This is a genomic window from Flavobacterium sp. B330r (genome assembly GCF_056824325.1).
Map to the genome: position 1 here is coordinate 2,592,680 of NZ_CP124860.1, position 22,413 is coordinate 2,615,092.

Annotated in this window: 18 protein-coding genes; 16 read left to right on the forward strand and 2 right to left on the reverse strand. The window is 34.8% G+C overall.

Translation table 11 applies throughout. From position 1 onward, the window contains the following. Positions 1 to 234: 234 nt before the first annotated feature. Complete coding sequence (locus tag QLQ95_RS11665) at positions 235 to 402, forward strand: hypothetical protein (RefSeq protein WP_172426839.1); 168 nt, start codon at positions 235 to 237, stop codon at positions 400 to 402. A 79-nt stretch (positions 403 to 481) separates the two neighbouring features. Here QLQ95_RS11665 and QLQ95_RS11670 read toward each other — a convergent pair whose 3' ends face one another. Further along, complete coding sequence (locus QLQ95_RS11670) at positions 482 to 1,306, reverse strand: universal stress protein (RefSeq protein WP_095927938.1); 825 nt, start codon at positions 1,304 to 1,306, stop codon at positions 482 to 484. A gap of 174 nt (positions 1,307 to 1,480) precedes the next feature. On the opposite strand from QLQ95_RS11670, the gene rimP reads away from it, so the two are divergent. From rimP to QLQ95_RS11690, 4 genes are all read left to right on the forward strand, one after another. Beyond that, positions 1,481 to 1,945 carry a ribosome assembly cofactor RimP gene (gene rimP / locus QLQ95_RS11675; RefSeq protein ID WP_172426838.1) on the forward strand — a complete coding sequence of 155 codons (465 nt, stop codon included), beginning with the start codon at positions 1,481 to 1,483 and terminating at the stop codon, positions 1,943 to 1,945. 19 nt (positions 1,946 to 1,964) lie between these two features. After that, positions 1,965 to 3,218 carry a transcription termination factor NusA gene (gene nusA, locus QLQ95_RS11680; RefSeq protein WP_095927936.1) on the forward strand — a complete coding sequence of 418 codons (1,254 nt, stop codon included), beginning with the start codon at positions 1,965 to 1,967 and terminating at the stop codon, positions 3,216 to 3,218. A 58-nt stretch (positions 3,219 to 3,276) separates the two neighbouring features. After that, complete coding sequence (infB, locus tag QLQ95_RS11685) at positions 3,277 to 6,153, forward strand: translation initiation factor IF-2 (protein WP_095927935.1); 2,877 nt, start codon at positions 3,277 to 3,279, stop codon at positions 6,151 to 6,153. A gap of 149 nt (positions 6,154 to 6,302) precedes the next feature. Next, positions 6,303 to 6,812, forward strand: a complete 510-nt coding sequence (locus QLQ95_RS11690) for a DUF4920 domain-containing protein (protein WP_428238855.1) — start codon at positions 6,303 to 6,305, stop codon at positions 6,810 to 6,812. A 129-nt stretch (positions 6,813 to 6,941) separates the two neighbouring features. Here the strand turns inward: QLQ95_RS11690 and QLQ95_RS11695 are convergent, their stop codons facing one another. Next, positions 6,942 to 7,331 (reverse strand): SPOR domain-containing protein, encoded by a 390-nt coding sequence (locus QLQ95_RS11695; RefSeq protein ID WP_095927933.1) that lies wholly within the window; start codon positions 7,329 to 7,331, stop codon positions 6,942 to 6,944. Between the two features lie 220 nt (positions 7,332 to 7,551). Here QLQ95_RS11695 and QLQ95_RS11700 point away from each other — a divergent pair, with 220 nt between their 5' ends. From QLQ95_RS11700 to queG, 11 genes are all read left to right on the forward strand, one after another. Further along, on the forward strand, positions 7,552 to 8,886 hold the full coding sequence (locus QLQ95_RS11700; RefSeq protein WP_320493321.1) for a c-type cytochrome: 1,335 nt from the start codon (positions 7,552 to 7,554) through the stop codon (positions 8,884 to 8,886). A gap of 32 nt (positions 8,887 to 8,918) precedes the next feature. After that, positions 8,919 to 11,969 (forward strand): TAT-variant-translocated molybdopterin oxidoreductase, encoded by a 3,051-nt coding sequence (locus QLQ95_RS11705; RefSeq protein WP_320493320.1) that lies wholly within the window; start codon positions 8,919 to 8,921, stop codon positions 11,967 to 11,969. 34 nt (positions 11,970 to 12,003) lie between these two features. Beyond that, positions 12,004 to 13,407, forward strand: a complete 1,404-nt coding sequence (gene nrfD, locus QLQ95_RS11710) for an NrfD/PsrC family molybdoenzyme membrane anchor subunit (RefSeq protein WP_008466839.1) — start codon at positions 12,004 to 12,006, stop codon at positions 13,405 to 13,407. Then, a complete protein-coding gene (locus QLQ95_RS11715) occupies positions 13,400 to 13,924 on the forward strand; it encodes a DUF3341 domain-containing protein (protein ID WP_095927930.1) in 525 nt (174 codons plus the stop codon). The genes nrfD and QLQ95_RS11715 overlap by 8 nt, the downstream gene beginning before the upstream one ends. An 8-nt stretch (positions 13,925 to 13,932) precedes the next feature. Next, positions 13,933 to 14,478: a c-type cytochrome gene (locus tag QLQ95_RS11720; RefSeq protein ID WP_320493319.1), complete on the forward strand. Its 546-nt coding sequence runs from the start codon at positions 13,933 to 13,935 to the stop codon at positions 14,476 to 14,478. A 27-nt stretch (positions 14,479 to 14,505) separates the two neighbouring features. Then, positions 14,506 to 15,900 (forward strand): quinol:cytochrome C oxidoreductase, encoded by a 1,395-nt coding sequence (locus QLQ95_RS11725; RefSeq protein WP_095928198.1) that lies wholly within the window; start codon positions 14,506 to 14,508, stop codon positions 15,898 to 15,900. Between the two features lie 19 nt (positions 15,901 to 15,919). Further along, complete coding sequence (locus QLQ95_RS11730; protein WP_095927928.1) at positions 15,920 to 17,110, forward strand: cytochrome c oxidase subunit II; 1,191 nt, start codon at positions 15,920 to 15,922, stop codon at positions 17,108 to 17,110. A gap of 30 nt (positions 17,111 to 17,140) precedes the next feature. Next, the gene (locus QLQ95_RS11735) at positions 17,141 to 18,943 is read left to right on the forward strand and encodes a cytochrome c oxidase subunit I (RefSeq protein WP_095927927.1); all 1,803 of its coding nucleotides are present in this window, start codon (positions 17,141 to 17,143) and stop codon (positions 18,941 to 18,943) included. A gap of 106 nt (positions 18,944 to 19,049) precedes the next feature. Beyond that, positions 19,050 to 20,072, forward strand: coding sequence for a Holliday junction branch migration DNA helicase RuvB (gene ruvB / locus QLQ95_RS11740; RefSeq protein WP_095927926.1), 1,023 nt, complete (start codon positions 19,050 to 19,052; stop codon positions 20,070 to 20,072). Between the two features lie 4 nt (positions 20,073 to 20,076). Beyond that, entirely contained in the window at positions 20,077 to 21,423 is a 1,347-nt protein-coding gene (locus QLQ95_RS11745; protein ID WP_482503901.1) for a cytochrome P450, read from the forward strand. After that, positions 21,420 to 22,346: a tRNA epoxyqueuosine(34) reductase QueG gene (gene queG, locus QLQ95_RS11750; RefSeq protein ID WP_482503902.1), complete on the forward strand. Its 927-nt coding sequence runs from the start codon at positions 21,420 to 21,422 to the stop codon at positions 22,344 to 22,346. The genes QLQ95_RS11745 and queG overlap by 4 nt, the downstream gene beginning before the upstream one ends. Positions 22,347 to 22,413 lie beyond the last annotated feature (67 nt).

Here is a 22,413-nt window from a genome sequence, read left to right on the forward strand (position 1 = left end):
AAAGCTCATGAATGAGGAGTTTTTTTTTTAGAAGGAAAAAAAAGCTAATTGTTTGGTTTTTGTTATGCAAATAAATATTTAAAAATGTTGTCAAATCTATCTTGGAGTTTTTCTTTAAAATATTTTTTTTATTTATTATATTGATTGTCAATGTTTTGTGTGTATTTGTTGTAGTGGAAATACTACATACTATTTCTTTGTTTTTAACTGATTAATAATTTAATAATTGAAGCTATGGAGAATTTAGATTTTACGGAGTTAACTCCTTATGAGATGAAACAAGTAAAAGGAGGGAACTGGGTTGATGAGGTCGAAAAAATTGTTAATGCTATTGGTATTGATGCTGCTGCCGCATTTCTTGGTATGACTGTGCAGCAGGTACGAGATTTACTTGGGTTGTGATAACAAATAAAAGAATGTTGTCAATTCTATAATGTTTAATTAGTAAAAAAAAGCTTCTCATTTGAGAAGCTTTTTGTATTTATATTTTAAATGTAATTACAGGTTTAACGGCATGGTTTACTAATCCTTCACTTATGCTTCCGTTAAAGAAGTGTGCAAAACCAGTTCTTCCGTGTGTACACATTCCAATTACATCAGCATCTATTCTGTTGGAGAAATTGATAATTCCTTTTTCGATATTGGTGTCATTATAAATTTGGGTTGTATAATTGGTAATGTCGAATTCTGCCACAAAATCGTTCATTGCTTTTTCGCTAACATGAGTTGGTTTAAAACTATTAGGTGTGCAAATGGTAACCAGGTGGAGTTTTGAATCAAATAGTTTCGTAAAGCTTAAAAGTTTTTCAAATGGTTTTTTTGCTTCTTCAGAAAAATCAGAAGCAAAAACAATGTTTGAGGCGTTAAAATTTGGGATGTTTTTCTTGATGACTAAAACAGGGATTTCTGAATTTCTAACTACTTTCTCAGTGTTAGAGCCAATTAATAGTTCTTCAACGCCAGATGAGCCGTGAGATCCCATTATTATTAAATCGACATCATAATCTTTTCCTATTTGCGTAATTCCGTGTATCGGTTTGTCCATTTTTACAATTTCAGTTACCGGTATTCCTTCTAAATATTCTTTTGAGGCAACTTCATCTAGTGTTTCGTTTGCTTTTTTCATAAAAAGCATAGTTTCAGGGATGCTTGTTCCGCCCACTATAGCGTCGTTAGATTGTTGCGGTAATTCGAGCATGTGTAGAAGAATGATTTCAGAATTGTTCTTTTTTGCGATTTGAGCGGCAACTCTTAAAGCGTCTTCTGCATGTTCTGAGAAGTCGGTAGGTACTAAAATTCGTTTCATGATTTTGAGGGTTAAAAATATGAATAATTACATGTTTTGATGCTATTATAAAGATACGGAATTATTTTAGAGCAATCAATTTATTTGATTTATAAAAAAAACACTATATTTGCACTGTTATTTATTAAAATCTAAATAATGAGGGGACTAAGTGTCCCCTCTTTTTATAAAATTATGACATTTAAAGAAAAAGTAAACGGATTAATTACAGAAGCTCTTCTGGAAAAACCATCAGTCTTTTTGGTTGATTTGGCAGTTTCGGATTCTTTTAAAATTAGTGTTGGTTTAGACGGTGATAATGGAGTGGCGTTGCAAGACTGTATCGACATTAGTCGTGCAATCGAGAATAATCTGGATCGTGAAGAACAAGATTTTTCTCTTGAAGTAGCATCGGTTGGAGTAGGAACGCCATTGAAAATGGTAAGACAATACAAGAAAAATGTTGGTAGAACGTTGATTGTTACCACAAATACGGAAAAAATAGAAGCAGAATTAGTAGAAGCTAATGATGTTTTTATAATTTTGTCTTGGAAAGCAAGAGAACCGAAAAAAGTAGGAAAAGGAAAAGAAACAGTTCAAAAAGAGCAACAAATACCTTATACAGAAATTAAAGAGGCAGTTGTTACGGTAACATTTTAATTTTAATTAAAAAATTCGCATGGAAAATTTAGCATTAATCGATTCATTCTCAGAGTTTAAAGATAATAAACTTATTGATCGTGTAACGCTTATGGCAATTTTAGAGGACGTATTTAGAAATGCATTAAAGAAAAAATACGGTTCAGATGAAAATTTCGATATCATTATAAACCCTGATAAAGGTGATATGGAAATCTGGAGAAGAAGAGTAATTGTTGCTGATGAGGATCTTGATTTTGAAAATGAGGAAATTACATTGACTGAAGCAAGAAAAATTGAAGCGGATTTTGAAATTGGTGAAGAAGTTTCTGAAGAAGTAAAATTGATTGATTTGGGAAGAAGAGCTATCTTAGCGCTTCGTCAAAATTTAATATCTAAAATTCACGAACACGATAATACAAATCTTTACAAGCAATTTAAAGATATTATCGGTGATATTTATACAGCCGAAGTACACCACGTACGTCCAAGAGTAGTAATCTTAGTGGATGACGAAGGAAATGAAATTGTACTTCCAAAAGAAAAACAAATTCCGTCAGATTTCTTCCGTAAAGGAGATAATGTGCGTGGAATTATTGAAAGCGTTGAATTAAAAGGAAATAAACCTCAAATTATTATGTCTAGAACTTCAGAGAAGTTTTTAGAAAAATTATTTGAACAAGAAATTCCAGAAGTTTTCGACGGATTAATTACGGTTAAAAATGTAGTTCGTATTCCTGGTGAAAAAGCAAAAGTAGCTGTTGATTCTTATGATGATAGAATTGATCCAGTTGGAGCTTGTGTGGGAATGAAAGGTTCTCGTATTCACGGAATTGTGCGCGAATTAGGAAATGAAAATATTGATGTAATCAATTATACAAACAATATTCAATTATTTATAACAAGAGCTTTAAGTCCTGCTAAAGTTTCTTCTATCAAAATTGATGAAGATAACAAAAGAGCTGAAGTGTTCTTGAAATTAGAAGAGGTTTCTAAAGCAATTGGTAGAGGTGGTCACAATATCAAATTAGCAGGTCAATTGACAGGTTATGAGCTAGATGTTATTCGTGAAGGAGATGTTGCCGGTACTGTTGCAGATGAAGACGATGTTGAATTAACAGAGTTCTCAGATGAGATCGAAGAGTGGGTAATTGAAGAGTTTGCAAAGATCGGTTTGGATACAGCAAAAAGTATCTTGAAACACGACGTAGAAGATTTAGTAAGAAGAACAGACTTAGAAGAGGAAACGATTCTAGATGTTATGAAGATACTAAAAGAAGAGTTTGATAATTAAGCAATGGCTTAGATCTGCTCTAACAACACAACGAAAAAGGTAATAATAAAAAGGTTATATGTCTGAAGAGAGAGTAATAAGAATAAACAAGGTTTTAAGGGAATTAAATATTTCGTTAGAAAGAGCTGTAGATTATCTAAAAGATAAAGGAATTGCTATTGATGCAAATCCAAATGCAAAAATTTCTGATAGCGAATTTAATATCCTTCAAAGCCAATTTGCGGGCGATAAGGGGAACAAGGAGGCTTCTAAAGAGGTTGGAGAAGAAAAAAGAAAGGAAAAAGAAGCATTACGTGTAGAGCGTGAGAAAGAAATTGAAGACAAACGCAGACAAGAAGAAGAGCGTCAAAAACAGCAAGAAATAATTAAAGCGAGAGCGGTTGTTTCGGGACCTGTACAAGTGGGTAAAATTGACTTGAATCCAAAAAAACCTGCGATTACTCCTTCTGAGGAAACGGTTAAGGCTGAAGAGCCAAAAGCTGTTGTTGCACCTGTGCAACCAGAAAAACCTGTTCAAAATGAAACAGTAAAATCTGAATCAGTTGTTTCAACTCCTGTTTCTGAAACAAAAAAAGAAGAACCTATTATTACTGAGAAAAAAGAAGTTAAAGTAGAATCTAAAGTTGCTCAGGAGCCAATCGTGTCTACTGATCCAACAACTTCAGAGGAAACTATTACTACTCAATACCAAAAACTTACAGGAACAACTCTTACAGGTCAGACAATTGATTTATCTCAATTTAATAAACCTAAGAAGAAGAAAGAAGATCCTAAAGCGGCTCAGAATAAACCTGGAGCTCCTGGTGTTGGTAATAACAACAACGCAAATAATAAAAATAAGCGTAAAAGAATTGGTCCAAAACCGGGTACGCCTGGTGCGCCAAAGCCTGCTACAGGTAATGCGGGTGGAACGCCAAATCCGAATAATAAACCAGCTCAAAATAGTGGAGGAGGATTTAATGCGAACAGAAGTCAGAGACCAGGTTTTGTAAAAGGAAACCGTCCTGCAATTGTAGCAAAAGTTGAGCCTACTGAAGAAGAAGTAAAAAACCAAATTAGAGAAACTCTTGAAAAACTTCAAGGTAAAGGAGGGAAATCTAAAGCGGCAAAATATAGAAGAGATAAAAGAGAAACGCACCGTCAGAAATCTGATGATGAGCAAAGAGCTCTTGACGAAGGAAGTAAAACGATTAAAGTTACAGAGTTCGTTACTGTAGGTGAAATTGCAATCATGATGGATGTGCCGATTACTAAAGTAATTGGAACTTGTATGTCTCTTGGTATCATGGTTACCATGAACCAGCGTCTAGATGCTGAAACATTAACTATTGTAGCAGATGAATTTGGTTATGATGTTGAATTCATTACGGTAGATATTGAAGAAGCAATCGAGGTTGTTGAAGATAGAGAAGAAGATTTAGTAACACGAGCGCCAATTGTGACAGTAATGGGTCACGTTGACCACGGTAAAACATCTTTACTGGATTATATTCGTAAAGAAAATGTAATTGCTGGTGAGTCAGGAGGTATTACTCAGCACATTGGAGCATATGGGGTTACTTTAGATAACGGACAAAAAATAGCATTCTTAGATACTCCGGGTCACGAGGCGTTTACCGCGATGCGTGCACGTGGAGCTCAAGTTACAGATATTGCGATTATCGTAGTAGCGGCAGATGATGATATCATGCCACAAACTAAAGAAGCAATTTCTCACGCACAGGCTGCGGGAGTGCCAATTATATTTGCAATCAATAAAATTGATAAACCAAACGCGAATGTTGATAAAATTAAAGAGCGTTTGGCTGGTATGAATTTACTTGTTGAAGATTGGGGTGGAAAAATTCAGTCACATGATATTTCTGCAAAAGTTGGAACAGGTGTTAAAGAATTATTAGAGAAAGTTTTATTGGAAGCTGAGATTTTAGATCTAAAAGCAAATCCAAATAAAGGAGCTCAAGGAACTGTTGTTGAGGCTTACTTAGATAAAGGAAAAGGATATGTGTCTACGATTTTAGTGCAACAAGGTACTTTGAAAATTGGAGATTATATGTTGGCAGGTAAACACCACGGTAAAGTTAAAGCAATGCATGATGAAAGAGGGCATACTATTTTAAGTGCTGGTCCTTCGACTCCGGTATCTGTTTTAGGTTTAGATGGAGCTCCAACAGCGGGTGATAAGTTTAATGTATTTGAAGACGAAAAAGAAGCAAAACAAATTGCATCTAAACGTTCTCAATTAATGCGTGAACAATCTGTACGTACACAAAGACATATTACACTTGATGAAATTGGACGTCGTATCGCTCTTGGTCAGTTTAAGGAATTGAACGTGATTCTTAAAGGAGACGTGGATGGTTCTGTTGAGGCATTATCAGATTCGTTCTCTAAGCTTTCTACAGAAGAAGTTCAGATCAATATTATTCATAAAGGAGTTGGTGCGATTACAGAAACTGATGTTAACTTGGCTTCTGCATCAGATGCAATCATCATCGGATTTAACGTTCGTCCAGCAGGAAATGCAAGACAGCTTGCAGATAAAGAAGAAATCGATATCCGTTACTATTCTATTATCTATGCTGCTATCGATGACTTGAAAGATGCAATGGAAGGAATGCTTGCTCCAGAAATGAAAGAAGAAATTTTAGGAAATGCTGAAATTCGTGAGATTTTCAAAATTTCTAAAGTTGGTTCGATTGCTGGATGTATGGTGACAGATGGTAAAATCTTAAGAACCTCTAAAATTAGAGTTATTAGAGATGGAGTTGTGGTTCATACAGGTGAGTTAGTTGCTTTAAAACGTTTCAAAGACGACGTGAAAGAAGTAAGTAAAGGTTATGATTGTGGTATCCAGATAAAAGGATTTAATGATATCGAAATTAATGATGTTATTGAGGCTTACCATGAAGTAGCAATCAAAAAGAAATTGAAATAATATTCAATTATATAATTAAAAAGTCCCAATGTGAATTGGGACTTTTTTTATTTGTGAAATTTTGAGCCAAAATTGATTTGTAATAATTTGAGATAAATGTGTATTTTAGTTTGTTCAAGTTTGATGTATTGAATTAAAAATAATGAAATATGAAAAAAGTATTTTACTCGATGATTTTGTTTATGTGTTTTTTTTCTTCGTCTTTTGCTCAAGAAGCTGTAGAAAAACCAGCTCCGCCAGCAGGCAATGCTTTCGTTGGAGATTATTATGGTGAAAATGTTTCAGAAGCTTTGATGAGTAAAGCGATTTCTGTAGGGGAATTGCAGAAAGATTTAAAAGCTACAAATAAAATAGAAAGCGTTGCGGTTAGGGGAGAAGTGACAGATGTTTGTCCGAAAAGAGGTTGTTGGATAAGCGTTAAAACGGATGACGGGGCATCTTTCTTCGTTAAAATGAAAGATTATGCTTTTTTTGTACCTACGGCAGTAAAAGGTAAGAATGTTGTTTTAGAAGGAAGTGTAGAGAGAAAAGTAACATCAGTTGAGGAGTTGAAGCATTATGCAAAAGATGCTAAAAAAACAAAGGCAGAAATAGATGCTATTAACGCGCCTAAAGAGGAAATTCGTTTCTTGGCTAGTGGAATAAAAGTGGTAAATTAAAAATTAAAAATGCGACGGTTTCTAATGAGTGAAATGGTTTTATTTTTTAGAGGATAAGTGTTTAAGATATGTTAATGAATCAAAAAAAGGCGAGATAAAAATCTCGCCTTTTTTTGTTTTTTTAATGGATTATTTTCCAGGTTTAAGTAAGAAAACGCTTTTGTATCTTTTTTTGATTTCTGCTAGGTTTCTTTCTGCTTCTATTCTGGTTTTAAAATTTCCAACAATTACTTTGTAGTTTGGAGTGCTGAAAATAATGGTTCCGTCGATATTCGAATTTTCTCTTTTAAAATCCGATAACGTTTTTTTTGCCTCGTCGCTTTTACCGCTAAAGATTTGAATTCTATAAGTATCGTTTGTATTTATTGACGTGTTAATTTTGCGCTTTTCGTTAAGTAGCTGCTCAAATTTAGGGTCTTGGTTCAGTGTTAAATTTTGATCTTGAGCATTAATATTATGTGCGAAAGCAATCGTTGTAATTGTTAAGAAAAGGTTTTTTGAAGGACTTAAAATTCTCATAATGTGATGGTTTTTATGCAAAAATACTATTTAAAGTTTGAGTGTGAAATTTTAATATTATTTAGAATTGATATAAATTGATAATTAAGACTATTTTAAGGTTTTGAGAATAGTTCATAAGTCGTATTTTTGTGCAAGTTTTAAAAGAGGGTATAGGTTTTTACTGGATTTACTACAGAAAAAATCATACCAAAAATTAGTAGACAATTATTTATACTATATGAAAAAGGTGGGTAACCATAATTCGATCTCAAGAAAATTGCTGTTTGGCTTATCGCTAACGTTAATTTTCTCCCTAACTTCATTTGCTCAAGAAGCTGCTGCTCCGGCGGCGCCTGAGGCTGCTGCGGCTGCTCCAGCTGCAGGAGGCGGTGATCCAGCAAAAGGGAAAGAACTTTTTAATGCAAATTGCGCTGCATGTCACAAATTAGATGCTAAATCAACAGGTCCGGCCTTACGAGGAGTTGCTGATAAACATGATAAAGCTTGGCTTTATAAGTGGGTGCATAACAGTTCTGACATGATTAAGTCAGGTGATCCTGTTGCTGTTAAACTTTTTGAGGAAAATAATAAAGCGGTAATGACTTCTTTTCCTCAATTATCTGAAGGTGATATTGATAATATTATAGCTTATACTTCTCAGCCTAAAGCTGAACCAGCTGCGGCTGTGGGAGGTGGTGCGACTCCTCCTGGAACAAATGTTCAGGATGGCGCTATTTCAAATAACATTATTTTAGGAGCTCTTGCTCTTGTAATGGCTATTTTAGTTGTGATGTTGTTTATGGTAAACAAGGTTTTAACTAAAGTTGCAAACAAAAACGGTATTGAAATTGCTCCAAAAGAAGCAAGACTTCCAATTTGGAAAGCTTTCGTTAAAAACCAATTTTTGGTTTTAGTAACTTCAATCTTCTTGCTTTTGGCTAGTGGTTATTTTGTTTACGGATACTTAATGCAAGTAGGTGTAGATCAGAATTATGAGCCAATTCAGCCAATTCACTACTCTCACAAGATTCACGCTGGTGATAACGAAATCAATTGTAAATATTGCCACTCTGCTGCTCGTGTAAGTAAAACAGCTGGTATACCTTCATTAAATGTTTGTATGAACTGTCATAAAAATATTTCTGAAGTTGCTGAAACAACTGCGACTCCTGAGTACAGTAAAGCATTCTACGATGCTCAAATTCAAAAATTATATGATGCTGTTGGATGGGATAAGACGAAACAAGCTTATACTGGAAAAACACAGCCTGTAAAATGGGTTCGTATTCATAACTTACCTGACTTTGTTTACTTCAACCACTCTCAACACGTTTCTGTTGCAGGTATTGAATGTCAAACTTGTCACGGTCCAGTACAAGAATTTGAAATCATGAAGCAGTACTCTAAATTAACAATGGGATGGTGTGTTGATTGCCATAGAAAAACTGATGTTAAGATGGAAGGTAACGCTTACTATGACAAAATTCATGCTGAACTTTCTAAAAAATACGGTGTAGAGAAATTAACTGCAGCGCAAATGGGAGGTTTAGAGTGTGGTAAATGCCACTATTAATCGATTTATTAAGATTTTAATATATATATACAATGTCATCAAACAAAAAATACTGGAAAAGTGTTGAAGAGCTAGAAAATAGCTCTATTGTTGAGGCGCTTAGAAATAACGAATTTGTTGAAGAGATTCCTACTGATGAGTTTTTGGGTAACGCTGAGGCTTTATCTACATCTGGGACTTCACGTCGTGACTTTTTAAAGTACGTAGGGTTTAGTACAGCGGCTGTAACATTAGCTGCTTGCGAAGGTCCTGTTCACAAGTCTATCCCTTATGTATTACAACCAGAACAAATCATTCCTGGTGTTGCAGATTATTATGCAACTACGGTTTTTGACGGATTTGATTTTGCTAATCTTTTGGTGAAAACTCGTGAGGGTCGTCCAATTAAAATTGAAAACAATACAATTGCAGGAGCTAAATTTTCTGCGAATGCTAGAGTTCATGCATCTATCTTAGGGCTTTATGATAGTACTCGTTTGAAAGAGCCAAAGGTAGATGGTAAAAATTCTTCTTGGTCAGCTGTTGATTTAAAAATTAAATCAAGTTTGGCAGATGCAAAAGCTAAAGGTGGTCAAGTAGTATTATTAACTAACACTTTAGCGAGTCCATCTACAGAAAAATTAATTGCTGAGTTTATTGCAAAAAATCCAAACGCTAAGCACGTTGTGTATGATGCAGTTTCTTCATCTGAGGCTTTAGATGCTTTTGAATCTGCTTATGGTCAAAGAGCTTTAGTTGATTATGATTTTTCAAAAGCTTCTTTAATCGTTTCTGTTGGTGCTGATTTCTTAGGAGACTGGCAAGGTGGAGGATATGATACAGGATATGCACAAGGACGTATTCCTCAAAACGGAAAAATGTCTCGTCATTTTCAGTTTGAATCAAACATGACATTATCTGGAGCTGCTGCTGATAAGCGTGTTCCAATGACTGTAGCTGCTCAAAAGCAAGCTTTAGTTCAAATTTATAATATTGTTGTAGGTGCTTCTATTCCTGTGGCTTTAGAAGGAAACTTTAAAACTGAAGTAGTAAAAGCTGCACAACAGCTTAAAGCTGCTGGTTCAAAAGGAGTTTTAGTATCTGGAATTGAAGATAAAAATGCTCAATTATTAGTTTTAGCTATCAATCAAGTATTGGCTAGTGAAGCTTTTAGTACTGCTGGAGCGAGACAAATTAGAAAAGGTTCTAATGTTGCAGTTGCACAGTTGATTAAAGATTTGAATGCTGGAAGTGTTCATACTTTAATTATGAGTGGAGTTAATCCTGTTTACACTTTAGCTGATTCAGCTTCTTTTGTATCTGGATTGAAAAAAGTTAAAACGTCTGTTGCTTTTTCATTAAAAGAAGACGAAACTGCATCAATTGTTTCAATTGCTGCACCAGCTCCTCACTACTTAGAATCTTGGGGAGATCTTGAGCTTACAAGCGGAACATATAGCTTAACTCAGCCTACAATTCGTCCAATCTTTGATACAAAACAATTTCAAGATGTTTTATTGTCAGTAAATGGTACAGCTGGTACTTTTTATGACTACTTAAAAACAAACTCTGGAGCTTACACTGCAGGAGCTTCTTGGAATAAAGTATTACATGATGGTGTAGCTGTTCTTGGATCTTCAGCTTTGGCTGGAGGTGCTATTGATGCTGCTACTGCTGCAAATGCTGTTGCAAGATCTAAATCTGCTGGTGATTTTGAATTAGTATTATATACTAAAACAGGATTAGGAGATGGGCAACACGCTAATAACCCATGGTTACAAGAGTTCCCAGATCCAATTACAAGAGTTTCTTGGGATAACTATGTTACAGTATCTAATGCTGATGCTAAGAAACTTGGTTTATCAAACGAAATTGTTGCAAACGGAGGTTTAAATGGTAGTTATGCTACTATTACGGTTGATGGAGTTAAATTGGAAAATGTTCCAGTTATCGTTCAGCCAGGTCAAGCAGTTGGTACTTTAGGTCTAGCTCTTGGATACGGACGTAAAGCAGCTCTAAAAGAAGAAATGCAAGTAGGTTTAAATGCTTACGCTTTATATAAAGGTTTCAATAATGTTCAATCAGTATCTATTGCTAAAGCTGGTGGTGTACATGAGTTTGCTTGTGTTCAAGGTCAGAAAACTTTAATGGGTAGAGGAGATATTATTAAAGAAACTACTTTAGAAATATTCAATACTAAAGATGCTGAACATTGGAATGAAAAACCAATGGTATCTTTAGATCACCAAGAAGTTGAGGCTACTACTGTAGATCTTTGGGAATCATTTGATCGTACAACAGGGCACCACTTCAACCTTTCAATTGACTTAAATGCTTGTACTGGTTGTGGAGCTTGCGTTATCGCTTGTCACGCAGAAAACAACGTTCCAGTTGTTGGTAAAGCAGAGGTAAGAAGAAGCCGTGATATGCACTGGTTACGTATCGATAGATATTATTCTTCTGAAAGCACTTTTGAAGGTGATAACGAAAGAAAAGAAGGAATTGCTGGCTTATCTAGTTCATTATCTACATTTAATGAAATGGAAAAAGCAGGAGATAATCCTCAAGTAGCATTCCAACCTGTAATGTGTCAACACTGTAACCACGCACCTTGTGAAACAGTTTGTCCAGTTGCAGCAACTTCTCACGGTCGTGAGGGTCAAAACCATATGGCTTACAACAGATGTGTTGGTACTCGTTACTGTGCTAACAACTGTCCATATAAAGTACGTCGTTTTAACTGGTTCTTATACAACAAAAACAGCGAGTTCGATTATCATATGAACGATGATTTAGGCCGTATGGTATTAAATCCTGACGTTAACGTACGTTCTCGTGGTGTTATGGAGAAATGTTCTATGTGTATCCAAATGACACAAGCTACTAAATTAAAAGCTAAAAACGAAGGCCGTCCAGTTAGAGATGGTGAATTCCAAACAGCTTGTTCTAGTGCTTGTTCTTCAGGAGCGATGATATTTGGTGATGTAAATGATAAAGAAAGTAAAGTTGCTAAATTAGCTGCTGACGAAAGATCATACCACTTATTAGAGCATGTAGGTACAAAACCTAATGTGGTTTACCATGTTAAAGTTAGAAATACTTAGTAAAATTATTAATTAAGAAACAATATAAAGGATTATGTCGTCTCACTACGAAGCACCCATTAGAAAACCTTTAGTTATTGGTGATAAATCTTATCACGATGTAACTGTAGATGTAGCTGCACCTGTTGAGGGGCCTGCAAACAAGCAATGGTGGATTGTATTTTCAATCGCATTAATAGCCTTCCTTTGGGGGTTAGGTTGTATAATTTACACCGTATCTACCGGTATCGGAACATGGGGATTAAATAAAACAGTTGGCTGGGCTTGGGATATTACTAACTTCGTTTGGTGGGTTGGTATTGGTCACGCTGGAACATTAATTTCTGCGGTATTATTACTTTTCCGTCAACGTTGGAGAATGGCCATCAACCGTTCTGCTGAAGCTATGACTATCTTCTCTGTAGTACAAGCAGGTTTATTTCCAATTATTCACATGGGACGTCCATGGTTAGCATACTGGGTATTACCTATACCAAACCAATTTGGATCTTTATGGGTAAACTTTAACTCACCTTTACTTTGGGACGTATTCGCGATTTCAACGTATCTTTCAGTATCATTAGTTTTCTGGTGGACTGGTTTGTTACCTGACTTTGCAATGCTTCGTGATAGAGCTATTACTCCATTTAACAAGAGAGTGTATTCTATCTTAAGTTTTGGTTGGAGCGGTAGAGCAAAAGACTGGCAGCGTTTTGAAGAAGTATCTTTAGTATTAGCTGGTTTAGCTACTCCACTTGTACTTTCTGTACACACGATTGTATCTATGGACTTTGCTACTTCTGTAATTCCAGGATGGCATACAACAATTTTCCCTCCATACTTCGTTGCTGGAGCGGTTTTCTCAGGATTTGCAATGGTAAATACATTGTTGATCGTTATGAGAAAAGTATCTAACCTGGAAGCATACATCACATTACAACATATCGAGTTAATGAACATCATTATCATGATTACTGGATCTATCGTAGGTGTTGCTTACATCACTGAGTTATTCGTAGCTTGGTATTCAGGTGTAGAGTATGAGCAATATGCATTTTTAAACAGAGCTACTGGACCTTACTGGTGGGCATATTGGTCGATGATGACATGTAACGTGTTCTCTCCTCAGTTTATGTGGTTCAAAAAATTAAGAACAAGTATCATGTTCTCATTCATCATCTCGATTGTAGTAAACATCGGTATGTGGTTTGAAAGATTCGTAATTATTGTTACTTCTTTACATAGAGATTACCTTCCATCTTCTTGGACAATGTTCTCACCAACATTTGTTGATATTGGAATTTTCATTGGAACAATTGGTTTCTTCTTTGTATTGTTTTTATTATACTCTAGAACATTCCCTGTAATTGCTCAGGCAGAGGTTAAAACAATTTTGAAAGGAACAGGAGATAATTATATTAGAGAAAGAGCAAACAGTAAAGATTCACATCATGAGTAATAAAGTTATATACGCCATTTATAATGACGATGACGTTTTGATGAATGCAGTAAAGAAAACTAGAGCTGCTCATCATCATATTGAAGAGGTTTTTACTCCATTCCCGGTTCACGGATTGGATAAGGCCATGGGTTTAGCACCAACAAGATTAGCAATATGTGCTTTTTTATACGGTTGTGTTGGTATTTCTGTTGCAACAACTATGATGAGTTATATCATGATTCATGACTGGCCACAGGATATTGGAGGTAAACCAAGTTTTAGTTTCATCCAAAACATGCCTTCTTTCGTGCCAATTATGTTTGAAATGACTGTGTTTTTTGCAGCCCACTTAATGGTAATCACTTTTTACATGAGAAGTAGATTATGGCCATTTAAAGAAGCTGAAAACCCAGATGTAAGAACAACTGATGACCACTTTTTAATGGAGGTTGCTGTAAATGATAACGAAGCTGAACTAGTTTCTTTCTTCGAAGGAACTGGAGCTGTTGAAGTTAAAGTAATAGAAAAGAATTAATTGTAGCTATGAAAAGGATATATAAAATAACACTTTTAGTTGGTATAACTATTTTAGTTTCATCTTGCCACAATAATTCGGCACCGAACTATCAGTATTTCCCTAATATGTATGAATCTGTTGCTTACGAGCCATATTCAGAAGCAAAAATATTTAAGGGAGGAAAAGAAGGACAGCTTCCTGTTGCAGGAACTATCAATAGAGGTTTTGAACCTTATGAATATGAAAACTCAACTGCTGGTTATGAATTAGCAAAAGCTAATTTAAAATCACCTTTGACAGAAGAAGAGAAAAATTCTGGAAAAGGTAAAGAGCTTTTTGATATTTATTGTATCAGCTGCCATGGTGCAACTGGTAACGGTAAAGGTAAATTGGTTGAAAGAGAGAAATTTCTTGGAGTACCTAGCTATAAAGACAGAGAGATCACTGAAGGAAGTATCTTTCATGTTGAGACTTATGGTTTAAATGCAATGGGTTCACATGCAAATCAATTAAGTGCTCACGAACGTTGGTTAGTTGCTGACTATGTTCTGAAACTAAGAAGCCAATTATAATTGTTGAACAAACTGATCGTAATAGATATGTATACATTTTCAAGTAAATTAAAAACTTTTTCTATCATCTTAATGGCCGTTGGTTTATTAGGAATTGGGTATGGTTTTTTAAGCGCACCAAAAGATATTCAAGAAGTTGAAAAAATACTTGCTGCAGATGAACATGGTTCTCATGGCGCTGCGCATGAAGAAAAAGCGGAGGCATCTCACAAAGAAGCAGGTCATCATGAGGCTGCTGAAGTTGCACATGACTCTCACAAAGGAGCTGAGCATGCAGAAGTTTCTGGTGCAAATGAGCACGAAAAACATTTAGAGCACGTATTGCACCAATTGCAAAATAAGCCTTGGTCTGCTGTATATGTGGCTTGTATTTTCTTTTTACTTCTTTCAATGGGGGTTTTAGCTTTCTATGCAATTCAACAAGTTGCTCAAGCAGGTTGGTCTCCAGTTTTGTTTAGAGTTATGCAAGGTATAACAGCTTATTTGCCAGCTGGTTCTATAATCTTCTTTATACTTTTAGTATTATGTGGATTACATTTTAATCATATCTTCGTATGGTTAGGAGAAGGAGTAACTGATCCTAAAAGCCCAAATTACGATGCTATCATTGCTGGAAAATCAGGATATTTAAACTTTCCTTTCTGGATTGCAAGAGCATTTATCTTTTTATTAGGATGGAATATCTACCGTCATATTTCTAGAAAAAACTGTTTGGCACAAGATGAAGCAAATGATGATCTTTACTACAAAAAGAATTTCAAAGCGTCTGCTGGATTCTTAGTATTCTTTATAGTTTCTGAGTCTATTATGTCTTGGGATTGGATTATGTCTTTTGATCCACACTGGTTTAGTACTTTATTTGGATGGTATGTATTTGCTTCTTTCTTTGTAAGTGGTATTACAGCTATTGCATTAGTAACTATCTATTTAAAATCTAAAGGATATTTGGAGTATGTAAATACAAGTCATATCCATGATTTAGCTAAGTTCATGTTTGGTATTAGTGTATTCTGGACTTATTTATGGTTCTCTCAATTCATGTTGATTTGGTACGCTAACATTCCAGAAGAGGTAACTTATTTTGTAACAAGAATTCAGTTATATAACCTTCCTTTCTTTGGAGCGGTTGTTATGAACTTTGTTTTCCCATTATTAATATTAATCAATACTGACTTTAAACGTCTTAACTGGGTTATTGTTATGGCTGGTGTTGTGATATTATTAGGTCATTATGTTGATTTCTTTAATATGATCATGCCTGGTACAGTAGGAGACAAATGGTTTATTGGAGTTCCTGAAATTGCATCGATTCTTTTCTTCTTAGGTTTATTTATATTTGTTGTATTTACTGCATTAACTAAATCTCCTTTGCTTGCAAAAAGAAATCCTTTCATCGAAGAAAGTAAACATTTTCATTATTAATATTTAAAGAAGTAAACAGATGACAAGTTTGTTGGTAATTATAGTTTTAGTTTTATTAGCAGTTGCATTATGGCAATTGACGAAGATATTTGATCTTACTCAGGTAGGAGCTTCTTCGGACGATTCTCAAGTTGCATCAGATAATGATAATAATATTCAAGGGTATGTTATGTTTGGCTTCTTGGCATTCATATACATATTTACGATTTACGGTTTACTAAAATGGGGAGGTTTAGCACTTCACACGCCTGCTTCAGAGCATGGACTTTTAGTGGATAATTTAATGAATATTACTTGGGTTTTAATTTTTTTAGTTCAATTTATTACACAAGGTTTACTATACTGGTTTTCTTTTAAAAATAGAGGACATAAAGATAAAAAAGCATTATTTTTTGCTGATAGTAATAAATTAGAAGCAATCTGGAGTATTATTCCATCTGTAGTTTTAGCTTGTTTAATTCTTTACGGATTGTACGCTTGGAATAATATTATGTTCGTTGATAAAGATGAAGATGTAATTGAAATCGAATTATATGCTCAGCAATTTAAATGGACTGCAAGATACGCTGGACAAGATAACGTTTTAGGTAAAGCTAACGTACGTTTAATCGAAGGAATCAATACATTAGGAGTTGATATGTCAGATCCAAATGCTCAAGATGATATCGTAGTTTCAGAATTGCACATTCCTAAAGGTAAAAAAGTTCACTTTAAAATGCGTTCTCAGGATGTATTGCACTCTGCTTACTTTCCTCACTTTAGAGCACAAATGAACTGTGTTCCAGGTATGGTTACTGAATTTGCTTTCGTTCCAACATATACTACTTCGGAATATAGAGAGTTACCATTTATGGTTGAAAAAGTTGCTAACATTAACAAACTTAGAGCTGAAAAGAGCATTGAGTTAGTTGCAAAAGGTGGTACAGCTTTAGATCCTTATACTTTTGATTACCTATTATTATGTAATAAAATCTGTGGAGCATCTCACTATAATATGCAAATGAAAGTTGTTGTAGATTCTCCAGAAGACTATAAAAAATGGTTAAGTGAGAAAACTACTTTAGCTCAGGATATTGCTGCTGCTAAAGCAGCTGAAAAACCAGCTGAAGGAACTGCTCCAACTGCAGATTCTACTGCAAAAGTAATTGACACTGTTAAAGCTGTTGTCGATACTGTTAAAGCAGCTGTAGCTAAAGTTGCATTGAAATAATATTATTTAGAAAATTTAAAGTACACATATATGTCAGCAGAAGCGCACGATCACGATCACGGACACGATCACGAGCACGAACATCATCATAAAGACACGTTCATTACTAAATATATTTTTAGTATTGATCACAAAATGATTGCTAAACAATACTTGATTACTGGTATTATTATGGGAATCATTGGTATTGCAATGTCCTTGCTTTTTAGAATGCAATTGGCGTGGCCAGAAGAGTCTTTTAAGATATTTAATGTTTTATTAGGAGATAAATTTGCACCTGATGGTGTAATGGCAAATGATATTTATTTAGCTTTAGTAACAATTCACGGTACCATCATGGTATTCTTTGTACTGACGGCAGGTTTAAGTGGAACTTTTAGTAATTTACTTATTCCGCTTCAAATTGGAGCAAGAGATATGGCATCTGGATTTATGAATATGATTTCATACTGGTTGTTTTTCTTATCAGCTGTTGTAATGTTATGTTCTTTATTTGTTGAAGCTGGACCAGCATCTGCAGGATGGACAATTTATCCTCCTTTGAGTGCATTGCCACAAGCAATTCCAGGATCAGGAACAGGTATGACATTATGGTTAGTATCTATGGCTATTTTCATCGCATCTTCTTTGATGGGATCTTTAAACTACATTGTTACTGTACTTAACTTAAGAACTAAAGGAATGTCTATGACTAGACTTCCTCTTACAATCTGGACATTTTTCGTAACAGCTATTATTGGTGTTATTTCATTCCCAGTATTATTGTCTGCCGCTTTATTATTGATTTTTGATAGAAGTTTTGGTACTTCATTCTTCTTGTCTGATATCTATATTGCAGGAGAGGTTTTACATTACCAAGGAGGTTCTCCAGTATTGTTTGAGCACTTATTCTGGTTCTTAGGTCACCCTGAGGTTTACATCGTAATCTTACCAGCAATGGGTCTTGTTTCTGAAATTATGGCTACGAACTCTCGTAAACCAATTTTTGGATACAGAGCGATGATTATGTCAGTTCTTGCAATTGCATTCTTATCTACAATTGTTTGGGGTCACCACATGTTTATTTCAGGTATGAATCCTTTCTTAGGATCTGTGTTTACCTTTACAACTTTATTGATTGCAATTCCTTCTGCTGTAAAAGCATTTAACTGGATTACAACTTTATGGAAAGGTAACTTACAATTTAACCCTGCAATGTTATTCTCTATCGGAATGGTTTCTACTTTCATCACAGGAGGTTTAACAGGAATCATTTTAGGAGATAGTACTTTAGATATTAACGTTCACGATACTTACTTCGTAATTGCTCACTTTCACTTAGTAATGGGTATCTCTGCACTTTACGGAATGTTTGCTGGTATTTACCACTGGTTCCCTAAAATGTACGGAAGAATGTTAAACAAAAACTTAGGTTATATTCACTTCTGGATTACAGCGGTTTGTGCTTATGGAGTTTTCTTCCCAATGCACTTTATCGGATTAGCTGGTTTACCAAGACGTTACTATACAAATACTAACTTCCCATTATTTGATGATTTACAAAATGTGAATGTTTTAATTACAACATTTGCTCTTGTAGGAGGTGCATTCCAGTTAGTATTCTTATACAACTTCTTTAGCAGTATTTTCTACGGTAAGAAAGCAGTTCAGAACCCATGGAAATCTACAACTTTAGAGTGGACTACTCCAGTTGAACATATCCACGGAAACTGGCCAGGAGAAATTCCTCACGTATATCGTTGGCCGTATGACTACAGTAACCCTAATCATGATGTAGATTTTGTTCCTCAAAATGTACCAATGAAAGAAGGTGAAGAAGTTTTACACCACTAAAAATAATCAAAGGCTGTCAGAAATGACAGCCTTTTTTGTTTAGTTAAAGTTTTAATCGTTCAGTATTGCTATTTTACAAACTGATTACTTTGTATATCTTTGTGGGATGAATGAAAATCTAGATCCTACTACTAAAGGATATAACTCAGAAGAGTTAGATCTTGAAAAAAGATTGCGTCCGCTGTCATTTGATGATTTTGCCGGACAAGATCAAGTTTTGGAAAATTTGAAAGTCTTTGTTGCCGCTGCTAATCAGCGTGGTGAAGCGCTTGATCATGCGCTTTTTCATGGACCTCCTGGTTTAGGAAAAACTACTTTGGCAAATATATTGGCTAACGAACTGCAAGTTGGTATCAAAATTACTTCAGGACCAGTTTTGGATAAACCTGGAGACTTGGCTGGTTTGCTAACGAATTTAGACGAAAGAGATGTTTTATTTATTGATGAAATTCATCGATTAAGTCCAGTTGTTGAAGAATACCTGTATTCTGCAATGGAAGATTTCAAGATTGATATTATGATTGAATCGGGACCAAATGCTAGAACAGTGCAAATCAATCTGAATCCCTTTACTTTAATCGGAGCAACAACGAGATCTGGATTATTAACGGCTCCAATGCGTGCGCGTTTTGGAATATCTTCGCGTTTGCAATATTATACTACAGAACTTTTGACAACAATTGTTGAAAGAAGTGCCTCTATTCTAAAAATGCCTATTGATTTGGAAGCAGCAATTGAAATTGCTGGAAGAAGCCGCGGAACTCCTCGTATTGCAAATGCATTATTAAGACGTGTTCGTGATTTTGCTCAAATTAAAGGAAATGGTAGAATTGATATCGAAATTTCAAGATATGCTTTAAAAGCCTTAAATGTAGATGCTCATGGTCTAGATGAAATGGACAATAAAATATTATTAACTATTATCAATAAATTTAAAGGTGGTCCAGTAGGGCTTTCAACTTTGGCTACAGCTGTTAGTGAAAGCAGTGAAACTATAGAAGAAGTTTACGAGCCTTTCTTAATTCAGGAAGGATTTATCATGCGAACGCCTCGAGGCAGAGAAGTTACAGATAAAGCATATAAGCATCTTGGGAAAATAAACACAAATATACAAGGAGGTTTGTTTTAATTGTATGTCCGACAAGTTTAAATATAATTATCCTCAGAAACTATCTTTACTTAGATTTTTCAAGGATGCTGAAGGTGTTCGTAGAAATCCGATTCCCTTTCATAAAAGATATTTTGAGAAATTCGGAGATTCTTTTTCTATACGAATTGGCTTTTCTAAGTATATAATCTTGTCGCGAGATAATGAAATTGCACAGCATATTTTAGTTAAGAACCAAAAGAATTATAACAAATCTAAATTTCAATCGGTTTATCTTTCAAAATATTTAGGAAAGGGACTTTTAACCAGTGATGGTGATTTTTGGTTAAAACAGAGACGACTTATTCAACCGGCATTCCATAAACAAAAAATGAATCAGCTGGTTGATAATATGAATGCGACTATTGCTTCAGAAGTAAATAATTTAATTGAAGAAAGGCTAATAGATCTTTTTCCGGTTATGAGTAATCTTGCGTTTAATGTTGTCGCAAAATCTTTATTCCAGCTTTCAAATGCTGAGGATAAATTTCATCGCATTAAATTTATTATAGAAGAAGTGCAAAACTTCTTGATTAAGGAAATTAGACTTCCGCACAAAGCTTGGTGGTTTTCAGTCAGTGGTCAGGTCAAGAAACATCTTAAGTTAGCGGAGGAAAATAATGCTATTATTAAGGAAATCATCGAGGAAAGAAAAGCTTCGAATGAGGAAATTAATGATTTATTGAACATGCTTCTAGAAACCAGATATGAAGATACGGGCGAAAGTATGTCTATTGAACAATTGATTGATGAAATTAAAGTTCTCTTTATTGCAGGTCATGAAACTACGGCAAACGCATTAACTTTTACACTTTATCTTTTAGGAAGAAATCCAGAAGTCCAACAAAAGGTTTTTGAGGAAATCATTGAGGTTGAATCGCAAACAAGCAATAGTATCGAACAGCTTCAAAAAATGGCCTATACGAATGCCGTTTTGAACGAGTCTATGCGTTTATATCCGCCAGCTTGGATTACTGACAGACAAAATCTTGAGGACGATGCTTTGGCTGAATTTAAAATTAAAAAAGACACTTTAATTGGAGTTTCTTTTTACGAATTGCACCGTAATCCAAAATATTGGAATAATCCTGATGAATTCATTCCAGAGCGATTTCTTGGAGAACAAAAAAAGGAATCAATGCAATATTTTTATCCTTTTGGAGCTGGTCCTAGAATGTGTATCGGAACTGGATTTGCCATCTATGAAATGTGTTTAACGATATCTCAGATTGTTAAAAAATATACTATTAAAGCCGACAATGATATCGTTCAGTTTAACCCATTAATTACTTTAAAACCTATTAACGTTGAAGTTTCATTTTCTAAACGATGAGTATCAATTCAAAAGAAACATATTCAAAATTTATAAAAGAAGAAGCCAAAAGACTTGGATTTATTTCTTGCGGAATTTCTAAGGCTGGTTTTTTAGAACAAGAAGCTCCTCGACTTGAAAATTGGTTAAAGAACAATCGTAATGGTCAAATGGCCTATATGGAAAACCATTTTGATAAGCGTCTCGATCCAACTTTGTTGGTTGATGATGGTAAAAGTGTCGTATCGCTTTTACTTAATTATTACCCAGATTCTAAGCAAAACGATGAAAGTTTTAAGATTTCTAAATATGCCTACGGACAAGATTATCATTTTGTAATTAAGGATAAGTTAAAGGAGTTTTTGCATTCAATCCAAGAAAATATTGGAGAAGTATCAGGACGTGCTTTTGTCGATTCGGCACCTGTTTTAGATAAGGCTTGGGCGGCAAAGAGCGGTTTGGGTTGGATTGGAAAAAACAGTAACTTGATTACTCAAAAGGTTGGCTCTTTTTACTTCATTGCCGAACTTATTATTGATTTAGAATTAGAATATGATTATGCAGTCACAGACCACTGTGGTTCTTGTACCGCCTGTATTGATGCCTGTCCTACACAAGCTATTGTAGCTCCTTATATTGTTGATGGAAGTAAATGCATTTCTTATTACACCATCGAATTAAAAGAAAATCTTCCTGAAGAAATGAAAGGAAAATTCGATGAATGGATGTTTGGCTGTGACACTTGTCAAGATGTTTGTCCATGGAACCGATTTTCCAAACCCCACTCAGAACCTTTATTTAATCCTAATCCAGAGTTGCTTTCCTTTGCTAAAAAAGACTGGATAGAGATTACAGAAGAAACCTTTAAGCTAGTTTTTAAAAACTCTCCTATTAAAAGAACCAAATTTGATGGTTTAAAACGTAATATTAAATTTTTACAGTAACAACTAAATGTGGATTGTTATTTTATCTTTTTGATTATCAGTTTTTTATTTTAAAAGGCTCTTTCTC

Excerpts from the sequence above, each read along its gene's own strand:
- QLQ95_RS11665 (WP_172426839.1), top strand. The coding sequence starts at position 235 with ATGGAGAATTTAGATTTTACGGAGTTAACTCCTTATGAGATGAAACAA.
- QLQ95_RS11670 (WP_095927938.1), bottom strand. The coding sequence starts at position 1,306 with ATGAAACGAATTTTAGTACCTACCGACTTCTCAGAACATGCAGAAGAC.
- rimP (WP_172426838.1), top strand. The coding sequence starts at position 1,481 with ATGACATTTAAAGAAAAAGTAAACGGATTAATTACAGAAGCTCTTCTG.
- nusA (WP_095927936.1), top strand. The coding sequence starts at position 1,965 with ATGGAAAATTTAGCATTAATCGATTCATTCTCAGAGTTTAAAGATAAT.
- infB (WP_095927935.1), top strand. The coding sequence starts at position 3,277 with ATGTCTGAAGAGAGAGTAATAAGAATAAACAAGGTTTTAAGGGAATTA.
- QLQ95_RS11690 (WP_428238855.1), top strand. The coding sequence starts at position 6,303 with ATGAAAAAAGTATTTTACTCGATGATTTTGTTTATGTGTTTTTTTTCT.
- QLQ95_RS11695 (WP_095927933.1), bottom strand. The coding sequence starts at position 7,331 with ATGAGAATTTTAAGTCCTTCAAAAAACCTTTTCTTAACAATTACAACG.
- QLQ95_RS11700 (WP_320493321.1), top strand. The coding sequence starts at position 7,552 with ATGAAAAAGGTGGGTAACCATAATTCGATCTCAAGAAAATTGCTGTTT.
- QLQ95_RS11705 (WP_320493320.1), top strand. The coding sequence starts at position 8,919 with ATGTCATCAAACAAAAAATACTGGAAAAGTGTTGAAGAGCTAGAAAAT.
- nrfD (WP_008466839.1), top strand. The coding sequence starts at position 12,004 with ATGTCGTCTCACTACGAAGCACCCATTAGAAAACCTTTAGTTATTGGT.
- QLQ95_RS11715 (WP_095927930.1), top strand. The coding sequence starts at position 13,400 with ATGAGTAATAAAGTTATATACGCCATTTATAATGACGATGACGTTTTG.
- QLQ95_RS11720 (WP_320493319.1), top strand. The coding sequence starts at position 13,933 with ATGAAAAGGATATATAAAATAACACTTTTAGTTGGTATAACTATTTTA.
- QLQ95_RS11725 (WP_095928198.1), top strand. The coding sequence starts at position 14,506 with ATGTATACATTTTCAAGTAAATTAAAAACTTTTTCTATCATCTTAATG.
- QLQ95_RS11730 (WP_095927928.1), top strand. The coding sequence starts at position 15,920 with ATGACAAGTTTGTTGGTAATTATAGTTTTAGTTTTATTAGCAGTTGCA.
- QLQ95_RS11735 (WP_095927927.1), top strand. The coding sequence starts at position 17,141 with ATGTCAGCAGAAGCGCACGATCACGATCACGGACACGATCACGAGCAC.
- ruvB (WP_095927926.1), top strand. The coding sequence starts at position 19,050 with ATGAATGAAAATCTAGATCCTACTACTAAAGGATATAACTCAGAAGAG.
- QLQ95_RS11745 (WP_482503901.1), top strand. The coding sequence starts at position 20,077 with ATGTCCGACAAGTTTAAATATAATTATCCTCAGAAACTATCTTTACTT.
- queG (WP_482503902.1), top strand. The coding sequence starts at position 21,420 with ATGAGTATCAATTCAAAAGAAACATATTCAAAATTTATAAAAGAAGAA.